Raw genomic sequence first — 19,548 nt, 5'->3', positions numbered from 1 at the left:
AGCATGGAAAAAACACTGCCGGCAAGAGGCAGCCATCCTGCCGGCACATTCTGGTTTTACCAGAATTGGGATTTCAACACACTTGCAACGATTTTTAAACAAGAAACCGGCCAGGGCGTTTTTAAAGCATTTGCCGAGCATTTAGCCAATCCACTGCAACTGGAAGATTTCGGCATGGAACACACCTTTTACCGCAACGAAGCCAAGAAATCCCGGCACCCGGCGTATCTATTTAGAATGTCAGGCCGGGATATGGCCCGAATTGGTTTGCTCTACCTCAATAACGGCAGATGGAAAGACAAGCAGATTATACCCGAAAATTGGGTTAAGGAAAGTACCCAACCATTCACAAAGGAACTCGGCCGGTTCAATGATCGCGGCAGCTATGGATATCTGTGGTGGGTCTCCGACGGCGTTAATGGCCAACCGATGTATTTTGCCAGCGGCTCCGGGGGACAAAGGATTTGCGTTCTGCCGCAATCTAAGCTCGTTTTTGTGCATATGGTCAATACGTATGACAACAATGGCGGGCGGCATGAACAAATCATCGATCTGCTGGGCCTGCTTCTCCAGGCGAAAATAGCCGAGCCAAAAACAAAGCCATATCTTGTGGAATATGAACCACAAAAAAGATTAATGCCGAAACTCGTTAAGGTGAATAAAACGGTTTTAAGTAAATATATCGGGAAATATCGCCATCGATTCTTAGGAGAATTGGCAGTTGATGTTGTTAAAGATCACCTGGTTTTGACATCTGGCATTGGAAAATTTAAAATGTACCCGATCAGCGACCACGAGTTTTTTCCGGAAGATTTGGAAACGTCTGTTCTTTTTGAAAAAGCAGTGAACGATGAAAAGCGGTTTACTTCAGTCTCAATTCTTAACGAAAACCGGAAGGTTGAAAAAGCGGTTTTTTATTATTAGAGTTGAAAATTAATAATACTGTACAATCAAGCACGGCAAGACAATATGGTTTGGGCCAAAGGTTAAACTGGACTTGGGCGCTTATTCCATATCAATCTGTTTGTTTTCCAGATTAGTTAATATCGGATACTAAAAAATGTCACTGGAAATAATTGTATCTCAAATTCCGGTTCTTCCGAGATTTGTTGCAAAAGTTGAACGCTAACACCCCTCGATACGTAATCACGAAAAAACTGTGATTACTACTCGGGATGCTCGTAATTAGTGTCTTACTGAAAACCTGCTCATCAATGTCATTCCGGCAATCTTTAGGCCGGAATCTCGTTATTTCAGGCAGGAGATTCCCGCTTAAAACATGCGGGAATGACAGAAATGGTTGTTTTCGGTCAGATACTAATTAGGTTTAATTGGCCCTCAATATTTATTGCTATCCAAAAAGGGACATGGAAATACGTAACTCGACATTTATGTCGAGAAACTAGCCTCAAGATCGGCGACATGAATGTCGCGTTACTGACTCTTCACGAGCTTTTTGGACAGCACCTTAGGGGGAGGTTATTTTGTTATGTAACAGTATTTATGTTTTTAAGTACTGAGGTGTCTCAATCAAGCTGTACTAAACGAATTGCTTATTGCTATCTCACCCTGAAAGGTATCGTGATGGCTTCCCGGTCTGTTAATTGATCCCCTTTTCTTGTCACATCAACATCGAAGACACTCTTGAGGTTGTTGCCAGCGAGATCCTCAAGGGTGGTTTTAACGTGGATGACATAATTTCCGGCATCCCAGTAGTTGATTGGTTTAAACGACCATCGAGTTTCCTGTTTCGATATTTGAATTGTGCCATCCACTAATTCATTGCCTCCATTTCGGATAGACAAAAGTCTACCCACTAAAGCATGGTCTAAAGGTTCAGGGAAACTCACGATAATGGGTTCAAAAGACTTCGCCCCTGGTGTTACAATTTTCCAATTGTCAGGGTTGGGTGATTTACGATCTGCTTCGATGACTGAAAACTGTTTTATATAACTTTTCGTTAACGGATTTCCATCTGCATCCTGCAACTCTCGATCTATTGTTAAACGGTAAGACGCACCCGGTTTTAATGCCAATCCCATTTCTTCATGCTGGCGCAATCCCCTCTTAATTCTTCCAGGATCGAAAAAGATCGTTAAACGTTTACTGGCAGAATCCCACAGTCCCTGTTCAAGTTCTAAAAATGGCTGTTTAACTTTTTGTCCTGATTCATCCATTAAATACACAAATCGGTAGACATTCCCCCGACTCATTGGCGCGGAAAATTGAATATAAAATTTCAACAGGTTTTCCGGAATACTATTTGTACTTGGGTATACGTTTTCTATGAATGTTGTTGCAATGGATTCTTTTTTCGGGAAAGTATGCGTTACCACTTTAGTTGTAGATTGTCCTGGCTGCGATTGTTTGCCAATCAAAGAATTAAAGCGAGTACCATCGAACCTGGCGGTATACACCAATCCTGCTACAAATGGAAAACGAGGCTGAAACCGGATGATTTTGCCATCTACGGAATAACTACCCATTATAGGTGGATGTTTGGAATCTAGCGGAATTTCCTTGCCGGTGTATACCGAAAAAAACTCCTGCCATTGACGGGTAGAAAGATTTGTAGATTGTAATCGATCGAGAGGAAAATCGAACTCCCCAACTTCCACTGAGCCATAATAAGGATGGTCAGTGTGGGTATTAAATATTAATTTGGGTTGTGCAATCAACTGGCAATTGCTTGCAGCAACCCAAATTAGAAATAGTATTAAAGAGACTATTTTAACTCTGAATAAAAGATCAAATAACAGGTTAAAATTCAAACGATCTTTATAATCTTCTATTCGAAATTGTTCTTAAGTTTAAAGAACCGTCACTCATTCTTTGCAGAACGAGGACATTGGCGCTATTCAGATTATCAATTTGTTGAACACCAACTTGCGAGATTGCAACATATTTTACACCATCGGTTGCATTTCGTTCTTTTACAGGGTCTGTAAGTCCCATTTTTTGTTTTTCAATATCGTCGGGATCAATCTTCATAAGAGTGCGGTTGCTGTTCGCAATGAGTAGATAATCTTTGTCATTATTTTTGTAAGCGATCATATCCAATGGACGATTACCGCTCCCTAATTCCGCCACAGTTTTGCCCTTGACGTGCTTACCATCTTTGATCTCGGACATCGGAAATGTAACCAAAGGTGTACAAGTATAAGCTGCTAACATATGGGGTTCGTTATTCACAGTGTAGGGTAAAAATGTTCTAATGGGTGAATTGGTTTCATACCGTCCATGTGCTGCATGATATATTTCTAAGCTGGAAGAATACGATTGATCTGTAAAAGGAAATGGCAAGACCCGAAGAGATGAAGCAAACTCTTCATTTGATAGACCAGCGACATAAACTTTTCCATCTGCGTAAGCAATATCGGTAATTGCTTGAGTGCGTAAGCTTGTGCCTCGGCGGCTTTTTGCTTCTTTGCCGATGGGATTTGTGATAGCTGCTTTGGTATAGCTGACATTTTCCAAAGATACTTCTTCAATCGTTCCATCAGATTTGACTCGAATCAACAAATCCGCTGCACTATTGCCGCTGCCCCTGGTCACTGATAGATAGGCATTGTGTGAAACCGGGTTTACGGCCAAATCATGAATTCTGATATCTTTTGTAGTCGTGCCAAGCATTGCCGCTATTTTCTCATCGATATCCGGCACATTCAAAGTTTCATTTGTACCATTCGTTGCCTGGTCGCCAAGTTTAATCGCAAATATGGTAGCGCTTTGTGAATCGCCGATGAACAAAATCCCATCAGGTCCAAACGCTAAAACTCCGATAGATTGGATGGCAGGTTTACCTTTGGTGAATTTTATCACAGTTGGCGAATTTGCAAAAACCACCGCAGCGGTAAGAGAAAAAACCAACATGCAGAAAAGTATTCTTTTCATTTTACTACCTCCTCTTTTAATAAAATGATAAAATGAAATAACATAAAACAATTAATTTTGTATAATGAATTAGAATTGATTAAAATAGTTAATCTCAAAACGATATTTGGTGATTAATATTTCAATTAATAATTTGTATTTGGTTTAGAATTTGGTTAGATAATTTTAAATATACAACCATTTATTGAACAAAGTTCAATAAATTTTTGGGTTCATGCAATTTAAGTTTTTGCGAGTAGTAGCTTAGACAGGATAAACAGGATTATAAGGATAAAAATCCAGTATATCTTGTTAATCCTGTCAAAAAAGAAAAAACAGCTACATAATGTCCTTCACTTTTATTTTTCGAAAACACATAGAATCAATTGACGCATAAACGAATAAAAATCATCCTTATTTCTTTCGCCAGTTTCCTGGTTATTACAGTTTCAGGATTGATCGTTTTTAAGCAAACCTACCTACCAGGAATGATTGAGAATAGACTGATTCTAGAACTAAATAAAATCGGATTTACGGATGTAATGGTAAGCTTTGATGCGCTTTCACCCTGGCAAGCCAGCCTGAAAGAATTCTCGCTAGGCATAGAAAAAGAATTATCCATTCGTAACATAGAAATGAACTACTCTCCGAAATCAATAATGAACCAGAAAATTCATTCCATTAAATTGTCTGGAGTTATGGTCAAGATAAAATTCAAAGATGGCCAATTGGACTTGGGCCCTTTTACTAATTTTCGACCTGGCGGAGATTCCGGAATTCCATTTAAGGAATTAAAAGTAGAAGAATCAGTCTTAACCATTGAATTGGATAATCACGAATATAAGATACCCATGAATGTAAGTATGCGTGAATCAGATGAAACCAACTACTCACTCGAAGTGGATGGTCTCTTTCAAGGTACACCTATAGTTTTCACAGGTAATTTCGATAGTAAAACATCTGAACTGTTTGGCAGCTTTAAACTCAAAAAACTACAAATTAACCAACTTTACCAAATTCTCAGTTCATTTACTGCAGTCCCTGATTTAGACTCTGAAGGGAGCCTGGATTTGACTGGAAATTTTCAAATAACAAAATCCGATTGGAAAGCTGAAATCAAGGTGGTGAGTGACCAGCTAATTCTAACACCTCCGATAGAAGTTTCCCCGTTACCCATTTTCTTAACAGATTTATTTGCAAATTTGAATTTATCCAAAAACAACCTGGTTCTTGTGAAGGTCAATTCAAACTTGAATCAATCGCCAATTACTGCTATCGCCAATATCAATCTCCAAACTCAAAACGGACATATCGAATTTGCAATCCATGACTTAGAAATTAACCAATTTGAAAAAATGTTCAATGAAAACGTACCAGTACCGATTAAAATTGATGGTAAAATAAATGTACGAGGTTTCTCAAAATTTAGTCGTGCCGGCGGCTCTTTTGAGACTATATTTCAAAGCGACCGACTTGCAGTATCATCCGAAATTCAAAATCGAAATTTGCAGATGACTACAGATTCCATGAAAATCAAAGCTGAATTCAGTCTCGACCCTTTCTTGGTTTCGAACGCAATCGTAACCATTCAAAATATGGAACTCTCCGACACAAGTTCCGGAGTATCGTTTAGCGATATTTCGATGACTGTACCCTATTCATTCTCAAATCAAGAAATCAAACAAGGAAACTTTAACATTCAATCAATAGGATACGGAGGTATTCAATTTCCCGGCATTGCAGGTATGCTAAACTCTACAAATAACAGGTTGGATTTACAAGGCTCAGGGATTATTGCAGAAGATGAAAACTTGAATTTCTCCGGTTGGGTCGATTGGAATCAAAACGATCCAACTGCTGAATTCCATGCAACTATTGCCAACCTTACCTTAAATAATGAGGCATTCTGGAACGATCTTCTCCGGGAGTATTCGGAATATGAATTTGACGGAGTTGCCAGCGTCGATGCTGATTTTAAGATGGAAAAAGGAAATTTACTTTCGACAATCAATTTAGCGTTTAAAGATGTGATTGCTCACAATACCTATTCTGGAACCGAATTACAGGGAATAAATGGAATGGTAAAGATTACGGATTTATTTCCTTTAACTTCGGAAATAGACCAGAAAATCACTTTCGAATCCATACATTCCGGCAACTTTAATGCCACCAATGGCATTATTTTATTTGACATTAATAACACAGATTCCGTCACCATAAAACAAGTTGAATTCGATTGGCTGGGTGGAAAACTATTTTGTCAAAACACAATACTCAATCTGACTAACAATTTTATCAGTTTTGAGTTGAAAGTTGAGGGATTGGATTTACAGGAAATTTTAGATTTTATAGGATATGACGGTGTTCGTGGACAGGGTAAAATATTCGGTCAGATTCCAATCATGTTGGAATGGGGAGAGAAAAATCGTATTTCATTCGGTGATGGTTTTTTAGAAGCGAATCCAAATAAAGGTGTCTTACAAATAAGCGAGGAAAATGCCAGGACAATTTTGGGCATAACAGAAGACATCGATCCACAATCGGCGAATCTCGAAGAAACCGTGAGCCTCATGGTTTTCGAAGCTTTGCAGGATATGGAATACACGAAATTGAAAATCATATTCAAGAATGATGAAATTGAAGGATTGATGACAACCATTCAAGCGCAAGGGCATGGACCTCGCGGTGATGAAGAAAATCAAATACCAATCGGCGGATTAAATGTAAATATTAATAATCTTGATGAATTAATAAATAGTTTGATTTATTCTAATATGAGCGCTGGCAATCTTAAAGTGAATTAATCAGAATTTATTTATTTAGTATGAACTATTTTAGCATTGAAATACACCGAAGAATTCTGATACTTTTAGATTTAGTCAATAAATTTTTCAGTGATATTCTGTTGAATTAATTAGTGTCTGACCTAAAACCTGCTCGTCAAAGGTCATTCCGGCAATCTTTAGGCCGGAATCTCGTTATTTCAGGCAGGAGATTCCCGCTTAAAACATGCGGGAATGACAGAAAAGGTTGTTTTCGTTCAGACACTAATCAGATTAATTATTCATGCTTGGCAAAGGAGGCCAATGTGAGAAAAAAAATCTTATTTATTTGTGGATTCCTCGTAGTCTTAGGCGGGTGTAGTCCAACTGTGAATGTGAAACACGAAGTTGAACCGATCTACATCACCATCGATATCAACATCAAAGTCCAAAAAGAATTAGAGGACTTTTTTGATTTCGAAGACGAAAAAGTTGATGAAAAGAAAAATAAGGAGAACCAGCAATGAATAATCAAATAAAATTCATATCCCTATTAGCAGTTCTATTTTCTTTTCTGATCGTTTTTCCGAATGCTCTTCAAGCCGATACCAAAGAGAAAATTAGAGAACGTATGAAGAAACGCTTTCCTGAAATACAGATGCTAAAGAAAGACAATAAAATCGGGGAAACTTATCTTGGGTTGGTTGCAATCATTAGTAATAAAGATACTGCCAAAGTAAAGATCAAACTCATCGTCACGGCAGAAAACAACGACCGGAAAATGTTGTATGAACTGATCGCAAAAGCACAAAAAACAACTCCGGAAGTCGTGGCAAAAACGAATGCAATGCGAATTTTCAAGAAAGCGAAACCAAAAGAAATGTTCAAAAACAAAAAAGATGTATGGCAGCAAAAAAAGGATATAAAAAGAAACCCTAAAAACTAATGATCACCATTAAAAAAAAGAAAAGTTTCTTTTTTGACAGGATTAACAAGATATACTGGATTTTTATCCTGATAATCCAGTTTATCCTGTCTGAAAATGAAGATCTAGATTAGTTAAAGTATATTTTTACAGCCTTGAACTGCGCTATGAATAATGCAGGTTAATAGTTCTTACACAGTTCACCTCCTGGGAGAATTAAGCCTATGAAAACTAAAATTAAATTTCTTACCCTAACCTTTGCCCTGGTTTTATCCCTGGTTCATTCGGTTGAGTCAAGATCCATTGCCATTTCTTGTGATGATCCTGGCGAAAGCGAATTAAGAAATTTCCTGGAAAATTACTCCACTGATAGAGGAAGTCTTAATCGCTATTATACCATAGACATTTCACCCAAGCGATTTGAACGCATGGAAAAGTTCTATATCGACTGGCGGGATAAACTGGAGAAAATTCATTTTGGGAACCTCAGCCAACCAGGACGTGTGGATTATTTACTGTTTAAAAACCGACTGGTTTATGAACTTCGTCTGTTGGATCAGCAAAAAAAGAAATTTGCAGAAATGGAGCACTTGATCCCTTTTGCCGGCGTTATAATCGATCTGCACGAATCGCGCAGAAAAATGGAAGCCATCAAACCCGATGTGCTAGCTACAGTTCTGACAGATATGAATCGTCAAATTGTAACTTTACAAACAAAATTAGAACAAAAATTAAAAGCTTATGGGAATAACAAAAAATCCTTGGTCAAAGGTACAGTTGCAAATCGAGTTGTGAATACAATCAACCAACTGGGTGAAGTTCTAGAGGATTGGCACCACTACTATTACGGATACGATCCCCTATTTTCCTGGTGGGTGGAAGAGCCGTTTAATACGCTTGATTCCACATTGCAAAATTATTCGGCGTTCGTTCGTGAAAAATTGGTTGGTTTAAATGAAAAGGATAACGATACGATCGTTGGCGACCCCATCGGCCAGGAAGCTCTTTCGATTGAGCTTGCCAATGAAATGATCCCGTACACACCGGATGAATTGATCGCAATAGCCAACCGGGAATTTGCCTGGTGCGATGCTGAGATGCTCAAAGCCTCTCGTGAGCTTGGATTTGGGGATGATTGGCGAAAAGCTCTTGAACATGTCAAAACCCTGCATGTGGAACCGGGCAAACAGCCGGATTTAATCAGAGATTTAGCCCTGGAAGCCATCCAATTTCTTGAGGATAGAGACCTTGTTACGATTCCCCCACTCGCCAAAGAGACCTGGCGTATGCGGATGATGTCGCCAAGAAGACAAAGAGTGAATCCATTTTTTACCGGTGGCGAAACGATCTCCATATCCTTCCCAACAAATACCATGCAGCATGATGATAAGCTGATGAGCATGCGTGGCAATAACATTCACTTTGCCCGTGCAACCGTTCATCACGAATTAATACCGGGGCATCATTTACAGGGATTCATGACTTCACGCTATAATACACATCGCCGGATATTCCGCACACCTTTTTGGGGTGAAGGTTGGGCATTATATTGGGAACTGCTTTTATGGGATCTCAATTTTCAAAAATCACCGGAAAATCGCATTGGCATGCTGTTCTGGCGTATGCACCGGTGCGCCCGCATTATTTTTTCGCTGAGCTTCCATCTTGAAAAAATGACCGCCGAAGAATGTATTGAATTTCTCGTTAATCGAGTAGGCCACGAACCGGCCAATGCCAGCGCCGAAGTGAGAAGATCTTTTGCCGGTAACTACAGCCCACTTTACCAATGCGCCTATATGTTAGGAGGGCTTCAGTTTCGTGCTTTGTATGAAGAATTAGTCGCATCCGGGCAAAAGACCAGCCGGGAGTTGCATGATGCTATTCTCAAAGAAAACAGAATCCCGGTGGAAATGGTCCGCGCCCTTCTCATTAATCAGCCATTGACACAGGATTTTGTATCTGAATGGAGATTCGCCGGTGATAAATTTTAAAAGGTCAACTTTTGGATTAAACCTTCTGATTTGGAGGCTCTCTTAGTGACGAACCCGAATGCGGTCCAGGACTACATCAATGATTTAAAGAAAGTAGCTTCAGGGGATGTTCGCACAGATCAATACAGTCGTGTGTTATACAGCACCGACGCGAGTATTTACAAGGTACTGCCTTATGCTGTTTTTTTTCCGAAGAATGTCGATGAGCTTCAGGCAGCTGTCGAATTAGCTGCAAAATACAAAGTTCCCATTCTTCCGCGCACCGGCGGCAGCAGTCTTGCCGGGCAGGCAGTGAATGAAGCTATAATAATTGACTTAGCTCGCCATCTGGATAAAGTAATAGAAATCAATAAAGAGGAACGGTGGGTACGTGTTGAACCAGGCGTTGTGCTCGATCAATTAAATATCGATTTACGTCCAACCGGGTTGCAATTCGGCCCGGATCCTGCCAGTAGCAATCGAGCTGCGATGGGTGGGATCGTTTCCAATAATTCCACTGGCAGCCATTCGATTTTGTACGGGATGACGGCCGACCATGTTATTGGCGCTAAAGTCATTTTGAGTGATGGAAGTATTGCAGAATTTGGCCCCTTAGAGACCGAACAACTCGACACCAAAACCCGGAGAAAGGGATTTGAAGACACTATTTATCAAAAAATTCTGGCATTAACCCAATCAGATGAAAATCAAAAAATCATTCAATCCGGTACACCAAAACATTGGCGCAGATGTGGTGGTTACAATTTAGATCGATTCATCAATAAAGGAATATCGTTTAAATATCCTCAAGACCCTCGATTTAATCTTGCCAAATTGATCTGTGGGGCAGAGGGTACGCTAGCAGTGATGAATGAAATAAAACTAAACCTTGTGCCATTGCCTAAAATGACTGCCCTGGCAATTATTCATTATGAAAGTCTGTACGAAGCGTTAACTTCCGTACCGGTGATATTGGAAGTTAATCCGTCCGCCGTGGAATTAATCGATCATATCGGACTGACACTCTGTCGTGATACTCCTGCGTATGCACGTTTGCTAAACACTTTTATTGAAGGAGAACCAAATTGTATTCTTATTACTGAGTTTTATGGAAACAGTAGCAAAGAATTGCAAGATCATATCGAGAAATTGAAAAATCACATAAAAGGCCAGGGAGTTCCTGTAACTAACATAAAGGAAGTTATAAGCCTTCAGCACCAGCAGAATGTATGGAATGTCAGAAAAGTCGCTTTAGGTTTGATGATGAGCATCAAAGGGGATTTAAAGCCCATCCCATTTATTGAAGATGCTGCAGTTCCAGTGGAACATTTGGCCGACTATGTTACGAAAATTGAAAATTTCTGCAATGACCTGGGCAATAAAGTTGCCTATTACGCCCACGCAAGTGCAGGGTGTCTTCACATTCGGCCGCTGATTAATTCAAAAACAGCAAGTGAAGTTGCAAAGCTTCCACAAATTAGCCAATTTGCTTTGGAATTATTAACAGAATTTGGCGGTGCGCTCTCCAGTGAGCATGGCGACGGCCGCTCCAGGAGTTGGTTAAATGAGCACTTTTTTGGTAAAGAGCTATATGGTCTGTACAAACAAGTAAAGGAGATTTTCGACCCTCATAACATTCTGAATCCCGGCAACATTATCGATGCGCCGGCGATGACAGAGAACCTACGTTATGGATCTTCTTATTCCGTACAAGAACTTAAAACAGAAATAGATTTCAGCAGCGACCAGGGTTTTCACCGGGCCATCGAAATGTGTAACGGGGCTGCTATCTGTCGAAAACAGACGACCGGTACAATGTGTCCAAGTTTTATGGTAACCAGAGAAGAGGAACATAGCACTCGCGGTCGTGCAAATGCGTTGCTTGCCGCACTCTCAGGAGATCTTCCATTCGAAGAGTTTACCAGCAAACGGATGTACGAAATAATGGAATTATGCATCGAGTGTAAGGGGTGCAAATCCGAATGCCCTTCTTCAGTGGATATGGCTAAAATTAAATTCGAATTCCTGGCTCAATACTATAAAGCCAACGGTGTGCCACTCCGGGCAAAATTATTTGGGTTTATTCCTGCTTTAAGTCGTTTTAGCAGTGGCAAACTGGCGCCAATCGCAAATTGGGGAGTAAAAAACCGATTCACCCGTTTGGCTATGGAAAAATTATTGGGAATCACCAGTAAGCGTCAGTTGCCTTTGTTTGCAAATGAACCCTTTACTACCTGGTTCAACAAAAGAAATCATCAAAGAAAGGATTCAGCTGATCAAAAAAAAGTGGTCCTTTTTAATGATACATTTAACACCTGCAACTATCCGGAAATTGCCATAGCCGCAACTGAAGTGCTTGAAGCAGCAGGTTTTGAGGTGAGCTTGTCCGGGCACAAATGTTGCGGCCGGCCGATGATTTCAAAAGGGCTTGTTAAGAAAGCTCGCGAATCGGCTTTGGAAACTGTAAATTGTCTTGCACCGTTTGCAGAAGCAGGTATTCCAATAATCGGCCTGGAACCAAGTTGTCTGCTTTCTCTCCGTGATGAATACTTATACTTACTGCCGGATGATCCTAGGACCAAAACCATCGCAAAGCATGCTTACATGTTCGATGAATTCATCGTGAAACTAGCCGATGAAGGAAACTTAAACCTTGAATTTTCTGACAAGAATCAAGAAATACTTTTTCACGGCCATTGCCATCAGAAATCTTTAGTCGGTTCGGAGCCAACGAAAAAAGCGCTTGGCTTAACCGGAAGTACTGTCACAGAAATCGATTCGGGTTGTTGTGGCATGGCCGGCTCATTTGGTTATGAAGCCGAGCATTATGACATTTCGATGGCCATAGGCGAGATGCGATTATTTCCTGCCATTCGGAATAAACCCAAAGGATCGATAATCGTAGCCGCAGGGGTGAGTTGTCGTCAACAAATACAACATGGTTGTGGCGTGGAGGCTGTGCATCCCGTACAGATTCTCAGGGATGCGTTAAAACCTAAATAAATAAGGATCATCATAATAATGCGTATTTATTCTTGCCACAGACTGACACAGACTAAAACGGCCACAGACTGACACAGACTAAAACGTAAAATATTATGTCAGGATGAAGAATATTACAAAATGATCTGTATCCACCTTTTTATGTATCCGTCAGCCGACGAATATGTTCAAATAAGGGAACCTCATTTCTCCCATAATTAAACCTCTAATGTTTTAATTATGGGAGATCTTATAAATCCATCCTAAACGAGGATAATTCAAGTCTGTGGATAGCTCATTCCTTATGAGTTTAGTTATAAATCGATCATAAATAACCTCGTAGAGGTTTTATTTTTGTAGATATGAAGTCGATCAAGGCTTTCAAATCCTCGTAAAGGATTAATAATTAATTAAGGATCATGAATAGTTTATATACCGTACTATTCTTCAAAAATAAGCACTAGTTTTATAACCATCCTTTCCATAATCTTATTGTTTGAAAAAGTTATCATATCCGCTTACATTTTCAAATCGGAAAGTATGCATCTTTGTGATGAACCATAAATAATCTAATCTGACCATTAAGCTTAAATTCACCTTTTAATTCTCGAAAATACATGGCTCACAAAAAATCTTTACCCGTTTTAGTATTCATTATTCTTTGTTTAATATGGGGCTCTACCTGGGTGTTTATTAAAGTTGGGCTTCAAGACGCGCCCCCGTTTTTATCAGCTGGGTTTCGCTTTTTAATCGCTGCTATCCTGTTATATCCTTTTATGCGTGCCAAAGGATTGCGTATTCCTACGAATTGGAAAATACTTTCATTAATGGTATATACTGGAATTTTTGCCGTCTCAATCTCATATGGACTTGTGTACTGGAGTGAGCAATATATTTCAGCGGGTTTAACAGCCATCCTCTTTAGTACTTTTCCATTCTTTGTACTTTTTCTCACCCATTTTATGATCGCAGACGACAAACTATCATTGGTCAAAGTATTAGGTTCAGTAGTAGGCTTTTCAGGTGTAGTTATCATATTCATCGGCAACTTGACAATAGCAAATTCAATGGCTGTTTTTGGCACGGCAGGAATTATTATTAGCGCAATTTTCGCAGCGATCTCCAGCGTGGTTATCAAGAAAAATTCAGAATTATTAAATCCAATTGTTTTGACTGTTGTTCACATGATTTGTGGCGCAATTACACTGTTGATTGTTGGATTTATTTTTGAAAATTTATCCGATTTTAAAATTACATTCAGGTCAATTGGTACGTTATTATATCTTGCGATTCTAGGATCTTGTGTGGCTTTTATTTGTTATTATTGGTTGATCAGTAAAATAAAGCTCTCAAAAGCTGCATTAATTGTGTTTATCATTCCTATCATTGCTTTACTCTTAGAATGGCTTTGGCTGGGACAAGCGCTTAATTGGCAGGTTTTTCTTGGCAGTGGATTGGTTCTAAGCGGTGTCGGAATAACTAACCGATAACTTGGTTTTCAAAATAATTACATACCTAAATGAGTGTCTGAACGAAAACTCTTTGCCCATACACTCATTGTCAAATTAAAAGGAAGAGGTAACATGAATATAATCAAACAGCTTTGTTGGACGATCCTTATTTTTATGATTTTTCTTAGCCAAACTTTGCACGCTCAATCGAGAGACGGAGAAATATTTGAACAGGGATTTAATATGGAAAATAAAGCTCAATCTGCCCCTGAAGAACTTGATTCATTGTCATTTTACCCGGGACAATGGGATGTTCAGTACAAATCATTCGACAAAGATGGCAACACTCTTACAGACTCCGGATATGCTTTAGTGTATTATATGAATCGCGGCCACTCCTTTATAGAAAAATTTAGCTGTCCAAATTTTGATGGCAACGGCAATGAACTGAATACAATTACATTTCTCACTTTTAATAAAGCAAACAATCAATGGAATTTGGGGATTGCCAATAGTTTTACTGAGAGCATTTCAATTTACAATGGTGATTTTCTCGTGAAGAATCTTATTATGAAAAACACACTTAGATTAGGTGGAGGTTTACGGGTAACCTATTTTCGAGCAGGTTATAAACCAATCTCAGACGAACAATTTGAATTCATGAGCCAGGTATCTCACGATGAAGGGAAATCCTGGAGAACTACCCTGATAAAATCTTATACGAAAAGAAAGGAGTCTGAAGATTTCTTGTTCGCCAATTCTAGTGGATATGGATCTTTCGCTCCCGATCTACCTCAGGAAGCACGACAATTTGACTTTCTTATTGGTGAATGGAATGCTTACCAGGATATAAAGTTACCAAATGGTCAAAATCCAAAATTTCCATCCACTTCAACAGCGGTTTTTTGTCTTAATGGCCATGCAATTATGGAGACGAATTGGTATAATATTGATCCCGCTCTGCCGGATGCCGCAACCACAATTGTGCGGATTTATAACCGGGCAATGCATCGTTGGGAATGCATGTATTTAACAAATCGGGCGAACTCAATTCTCTATTTTGGCGGTAGGAAAGAAAACGACAAAATATTTTTATATCCATTCGAAACCAATACGGGGAATCCTTTTATCAATCATTATATTTTTCATAACATCAAAAAAGACAGTTACGATTGGCATACGGATAGAAGCACAGATCACGGAAAAACATTTACAACAACCTGGAAAATCAACACGACTCGAATGAAATAATAGGTTCAAAGAGTCAGTTTTGTGATTAATCTTCGTTTATTGCTTCAGAATAAATGAATCAAATATATTTGCTTCATATTTACTGATATATAATATTGTGCTTCACAATAACTGAAGCAGCATTATGCCAAAATATTATATTGTCATGTCCGATGTAATTTCAAGTCATTCTCATGATGGAAATTATGTAAGTAATTCCCTGTCTCTCCTAGTCGATCGTGCAATAAAAACTTTGGGAATAGAATTCTATCTCCTTATACAGTAACACTTGGAGATGAATTTCAAGGCATAACAAGTACTTTAAAATCTGCTGTTGAATCTATATTTTTTGTTGAAGAATTTATTCTTAAAAAAACAATCACTTTTACACTTAGATATGTAACATATTATGGGAAAATTGAAAATAAGATCAATCCTAAAATTGCACATGGTATGCTGGGTAATGGTTTGACACAAGCACGTCACATGTTAAATAACAAAAAGCCAAATACACATAGATTCAAATTTGGACTGGATGATTCGAACTTATCAAAACAGCTAAATCAATTATTTTTTTTGTTAGAATCATTAATAGACAAATGGAAACATATTGATTATCCCATTATCAGTGAAATGTTGGTTAATGACAATGATCACAATGTTGGTAAGAAATTTGAAAAAAATCGTTCCCAGATATGGAAACGAAGAAGAAGTTTACGAATAGAAGACTATAACACTATTAAAACTCTTATTTATGATTCTTTGCTTTAGGGGTTAATTAATAATGAACTATTAATTGATGCTAATCATTTTTATTTTGGGAGAAATTGTCTCCTTTTTATATATATGTTGATAAGACATTTTCTTGGTCCTAAAGAGGAAGTTAAAAAGAAGCTTTCTATTATCAAAGGAATTCTTGAAAGATTCATGTTATTCTTAGGGCTTTTAAATAATTATCCGCAAATAATCATTGCATTTGCAGCTCTTAAACTTGGAACACGAATTATAGATGATAAAGTGGATCTTATTACAAATGATTATTTTGGGGTGGGTGATTTTGTTTCGATATTATTGGCCTTCATCTATACGATAGCATATAACAAACAGGCTCTGATATGATTGATAAATAACTCTAGAAACGTTATTGAAAATTCAAATATTCTCTCAATAATTTTATTCATTTTTATTATTGACTAATTCTATTTTTATATCGTCGATCCAAAAACTACCTGGTTGTAAAATATTAAGGTCAAACCGAATTCTTTTGAAATCCGAGGGCATTTTATAATTATACTCAAGCTTTTTCCATGTATTAATTGATTCCTTGGATACGATAACCGTATCAGTTTGTCCTTCGAAAGCACTAACCCCACCAATTTTAATAATAAATTTACAGCCATCATTTTTTATCCAGCAACTTAACTTATAGCTTTCGCCAGGAATAGCATCATATTCTTGAGATATTCCGGGTGAACGGAATCCACCATCCGGTGAACATTCATCAACTAAGAATTTTAATGATTGTTTCCCATCTTTATATTCAGTAGTATCGATAATGAGTTCAAAGCGTCCTGTTGGAACAGTCTTTGGTGAATAAATGAGCCAATTTACTGGCAAACCGGATTCTGTAACTTCGAAGCTTCCATTCATACCAGCAGTTTTGTTCTGAATTTCTTCACTCATTTTATTAAAACAACCCATTACGATTGTTACGAGAATAGCTAATAATGGACTCAGTAGTTTAATTTTTTTCATTACACTTCATATTTATGAAATTCTACTCAATAACTAAAATTAATGGTTATCACTCACTTTCGCAATTTCAGGCATTTTATCCAGTGTAGCAGCCAGCATTGCATTAAACAACAATTTATACGTGCCGCGAGGTTGGCCGCGAAACTGCGGGCGGAAACCGATTAAAATCACATCACCCTCGTTTACTTTAACACGCATCACTGCCGCTTTTCCACCGATGTATTTTTTCTCACCGAGAGCCCAACCACTCATCAAGATATCCTCTTTCGCGTAATGAGCGATGACCTCTACAGGTGGCGGATCAGCCTTTGCAATATCTTCCTTTCCGCCTTCACCTTTGCCTGACAACCGAATAGTAGTAAATGCCCGGCTGCGAACAAATGAAGCAATAGCATCCGACTTCATCCCATATGCCACGGGATTATCCGTTGAAACGTTTAATTTAACCAATGAGCCCGGTATGAAAAATTTGCTTGATGACACACCAGCGACAGTATTTCGTACCGGCAGTCCAAATTGCCTAATGACAAAATCGCAAGCCGCGTCTAGAGCGATCAGTGTGCCGCCTTGCTCTACATATCGTTTCAAAGCCACAGCACCTTCGAGTCCCAATCCACTAGTATATTCATCCGGCATTGTACCCGGGGCATGGCCATTCAACATTTGATTTGAAGATTGTGAAGGAAGAATAATCGCATGATATTGCGACAAGTCCGAATTTTGTACATCGCCATCATGAAGAGTATCGTGATCAAAATGGTATTCTGTCAATAACCAGCGGGTCCAGCCTTCATCCATATTACCTCTCCAGGATTTATACAAACCAATCTTAGCTTTTTTTAATTGCGAAAGATTTACCGAAGGTTCTTTTTTAACACCAAAAAAATCCAACCCAAGTTCATCTGCAAGTACTTTAACCCGCTGTTGTGTGTCTTCCCCATTTGTCTTTACCACAAAAGTTCCTTTATCTAATTTCTTCTTCTCATCTATACTTGCATCGCTCCAATACACAGATTCGCCAGCTGCCAAAAGCCGATTTGCGGCCAATATACTTGCATTTGGACGGTGGGAAAACAGGTAGCCATAATCGGCTTTACCGTCAACTTTTCCGGGCTGGGATTTTACACGACTGGCTATTGCCTCTGTTTCTATTTGGAATGGAGTTTCTACTCGATCAACGGTGACTCCCATTTGCATTGGCAGGGTCCATCCGGCAATATCATATGGCGGTTCCGGCGGCCCATTTGGAGAACTACGGCGATCGGGATATTCCTGCTTATCCAGTAAATCGACTACGTAAGGTCGAAATGCCTGGCCTGTATAAATAACAAACGAGCCTGCAGGATATTTCTTATCTTCAACCTTAAAATCTTTATTTGCCTGATGAACTTCCACCCCGCCATTCATTAATATATTTACCAGGTTTATTTCTTCGCCGGCATTCCATTGTTCAGATGGAATAACATAGGCGTATGGCTTGCCAGCCTCACCTTTTTCAATGGATTCTCGACCCATTTGATAGATGCTATAAAGCCAATGCTCTTTTAAATCCGTTGCAATTTTTAGTACTGCCATTGAAGCTGTGAGCATATATCGAACCGGATCTTTAAAATGTGATTCTCCACCTTTCCAGGGATATGGATAAAAAATATTTGTTCCATTGGTTGGCATTCCACCACCACGCCGGTTAGCTATCGATTTTGGGATCGAATCCGGATCAAAAAATCTTGGCGAAGCGGTGGCGTGACTGGTTTCCGTCAGGATGCCAATCATATTATGAAAATAGGGAACTGTCCGCATTCCACCATTCCACCACATGCTGTAAATAACGTCAGAGACCACACCCGACATTTTCTTCATTGCGAAACGGTTCGCCATTGCGCTGCCTACTAAATTGACTCCCGTAGTAACACCAGGGTGAATAACCGGATTGACTGGATCAGCAAAAGGAGGCAGGAAAATTCGTGTCCAGCTAGGGCCGGTTTGGTGATGGTTGTAAACGATTTGGGGATACCATTCATTATAAATCACTTGCGAGACGGCTTTAGATTCAGGCATATTATTCATGAACCAGTCGCGGTTGTTGTCATGACCGACATAATAGTGGTAAAGCCAGGGTGGCCGTGTGGTTTCAAATGGAGTTCCAAGATTGCGTTTATACCAAGCCGCAACGATGTCCAGTCCATCAGGATTCATCACCGGCATAAGCAGTAGTATGGTGTTCTCCCGGATTTTTTGCATCTCGGGGGTTTCCTCTGTAGCGACTTTATAGGCCAGCAATGACGTCATCTGGGCATGTGCCACTTCTGTTGCGTGTAACCCGCCGTCGATCCAGGTGATAGATTTGCCTTCTTTAGCCAATTGCCTTGCTGTTTCATCATCGATGCGGGCCCTGGCAAGCTGTTCACTGATCGTACGCCATTTATCTAACTGCTTCATATTTTCTTCACTGGAAATAAATATGAGCAGCATCGGTCGCCCTAAAACCGTTTGACCAATTTCGCGCAATTGCACCCGATCGCTGGCGGCATCTAATTGTTTGTAATAATCCAACATCTGACTGTAAGTGGCTAGTTTGTAATCGTCGCCTGGGGTAAAGC

General features: G+C 39.2%; 13 protein-coding genes. 9 read left to right on the top strand and 4 right to left on the bottom strand.

From position 1 onward, the window contains the following. A partial coding sequence (locus tag IIC38_15030) for a serine hydrolase (GenBank protein MCH8127248.1) occupies positions 1-924 on the top strand: 924 nt, incomplete at its 5' end. Between the two features lie 635 nt (positions 925-1,559). Here the strand turns inward: IIC38_15030 and IIC38_15025 are convergent. Together IIC38_15025 and IIC38_15020 are read right to left on the bottom strand one after the other, a co-directional pair. Beyond that, complete coding sequence (locus tag IIC38_15025; GenBank protein ID MCH8127247.1) at positions 1,560-2,771, bottom strand: hypothetical protein; 1,212 nt, start codon at positions 2,769-2,771, stop codon at positions 1,560-1,562. A 7-nt stretch (positions 2,772-2,778) separates the two neighbouring features. Further along, a complete protein-coding gene (locus tag IIC38_15020) occupies positions 2,779-3,894 on the bottom strand; it encodes a hypothetical protein (protein MCH8127246.1) in 1,116 nt (371 codons plus the stop codon). A gap of 365 nt (positions 3,895-4,259) precedes the next feature. On the opposite strand from IIC38_15020, the gene IIC38_15015 reads away from it, so the two are divergent. From IIC38_15015 to IIC38_14980, 8 genes are all read left to right on the top strand, one after another. Next, the gene (locus tag IIC38_15015; protein MCH8127245.1) at positions 4,260-6,677 is read left to right on the top strand and encodes a YdbH domain-containing protein; all 2,418 of its coding nucleotides are present in this window, start codon (positions 4,260-4,262) and stop codon (positions 6,675-6,677) included. Positions 6,678-6,961: 284 nt separating this feature from the next. Beyond that, positions 6,962-7,162, top strand: coding sequence for a YnbE family lipoprotein (locus IIC38_15010; GenBank protein ID MCH8127244.1), 201 nt, complete (start codon positions 6,962-6,964; stop codon positions 7,160-7,162). After that, positions 7,159-7,581 (top strand): DUF1318 domain-containing protein, encoded by a 423-nt coding sequence (locus IIC38_15005; GenBank protein ID MCH8127243.1) that lies wholly within the window; start codon positions 7,159-7,161, stop codon positions 7,579-7,581. The genes IIC38_15010 and IIC38_15005 overlap by 4 nt, the downstream gene beginning before the upstream one ends. 203 nt (positions 7,582-7,784) lie before the next feature. Beyond that, positions 7,785-9,551 carry a DUF885 family protein gene (locus IIC38_15000; protein ID MCH8127242.1) on the top strand — a complete coding sequence of 589 codons (1,767 nt, stop codon included), beginning with the start codon at positions 7,785-7,787 and terminating at the stop codon, positions 9,549-9,551. 45 nt (positions 9,552-9,596) lie between these two features. Then, positions 9,597-12,533: an FAD-binding protein gene (locus tag IIC38_14995; protein MCH8127241.1), complete on the top strand. Its 2,937-nt coding sequence runs from the start codon at positions 9,597-9,599 to the stop codon at positions 12,531-12,533. A gap of 596 nt (positions 12,534-13,129) precedes the next feature. Continuing rightward, positions 13,130-14,002, top strand: coding sequence for an EamA family transporter (locus IIC38_14990; GenBank protein ID MCH8127240.1), 873 nt, complete (start codon positions 13,130-13,132; stop codon positions 14,000-14,002). 93 nt (positions 14,003-14,095) lie between these two features. Continuing rightward, positions 14,096-15,214 carry a hypothetical protein gene (locus IIC38_14985; GenBank protein MCH8127239.1) on the top strand — a complete coding sequence of 373 codons (1,119 nt, stop codon included), beginning with the start codon at positions 14,096-14,098 and terminating at the stop codon, positions 15,212-15,214. Between the two features lie 243 nt (positions 15,215-15,457). Further along, positions 15,458-15,964 (top strand): hypothetical protein, encoded by a 507-nt coding sequence (locus tag IIC38_14980; GenBank protein MCH8127238.1) that lies wholly within the window; start codon positions 15,458-15,460, stop codon positions 15,962-15,964. 402 nt (positions 15,965-16,366) lie between these two features. Here the strand turns inward: IIC38_14980 and IIC38_14975 are convergent, their stop codons facing one another. After that, positions 16,367-16,948 carry a carbohydrate binding domain-containing protein gene (locus IIC38_14975; protein ID MCH8127237.1) on the bottom strand — a complete coding sequence of 194 codons (582 nt, stop codon included), beginning with the start codon at positions 16,946-16,948 and terminating at the stop codon, positions 16,367-16,369. 39 nt (positions 16,949-16,987) lie between these two features. Beyond that, positions 16,988-19,548, bottom strand: a 2,561-nt coding sequence (locus IIC38_14970; GenBank protein MCH8127236.1) for a peptidase M14, incomplete at its 5' end; no start/stop codon positions are given.

It is taken from the genome of candidate division KSB1 bacterium, from assembly GCA_022566355.1.
Classification (GTDB): domain Bacteria; phylum Zhuqueibacterota; class JdFR-76; order JdFR-76; family DREG01; genus JADFJB01.
The sequence above is the reverse complement of the archived record's forward strand: the minus strand, read 5'-3'. Positions and strand labels throughout refer to the sequence as shown.

Coding starts and splice junctions, on each gene's coding strand:
- IIC38_15005 (MCH8127243.1), top strand. CDS start 7,159: ATGAATAATCAAATAAAATTCATATCCCTATTAGCAGTTCTATTTTCT.
- IIC38_14975 (MCH8127237.1), bottom strand. CDS start 16,948: ATGAAAAAAATTAAACTACTGAGTCCATTATTAGCTATTCTCGTAACA.
- IIC38_15020 (MCH8127246.1), bottom strand. CDS start 3,894: ATGAAAAGAATACTTTTCTGCATGTTGGTTTTTTCTCTTACCGCTGCG.
- IIC38_14990 (MCH8127240.1), top strand. CDS start 13,130: ATGGCTCACAAAAAATCTTTACCCGTTTTAGTATTCATTATTCTTTGT.
- IIC38_14985 (MCH8127239.1), top strand. CDS start 14,096: ATGAATATAATCAAACAGCTTTGTTGGACGATCCTTATTTTTATGATT.
- IIC38_15000 (MCH8127242.1), top strand. CDS start 7,785: ATGAAAACTAAAATTAAATTTCTTACCCTAACCTTTGCCCTGGTTTTA.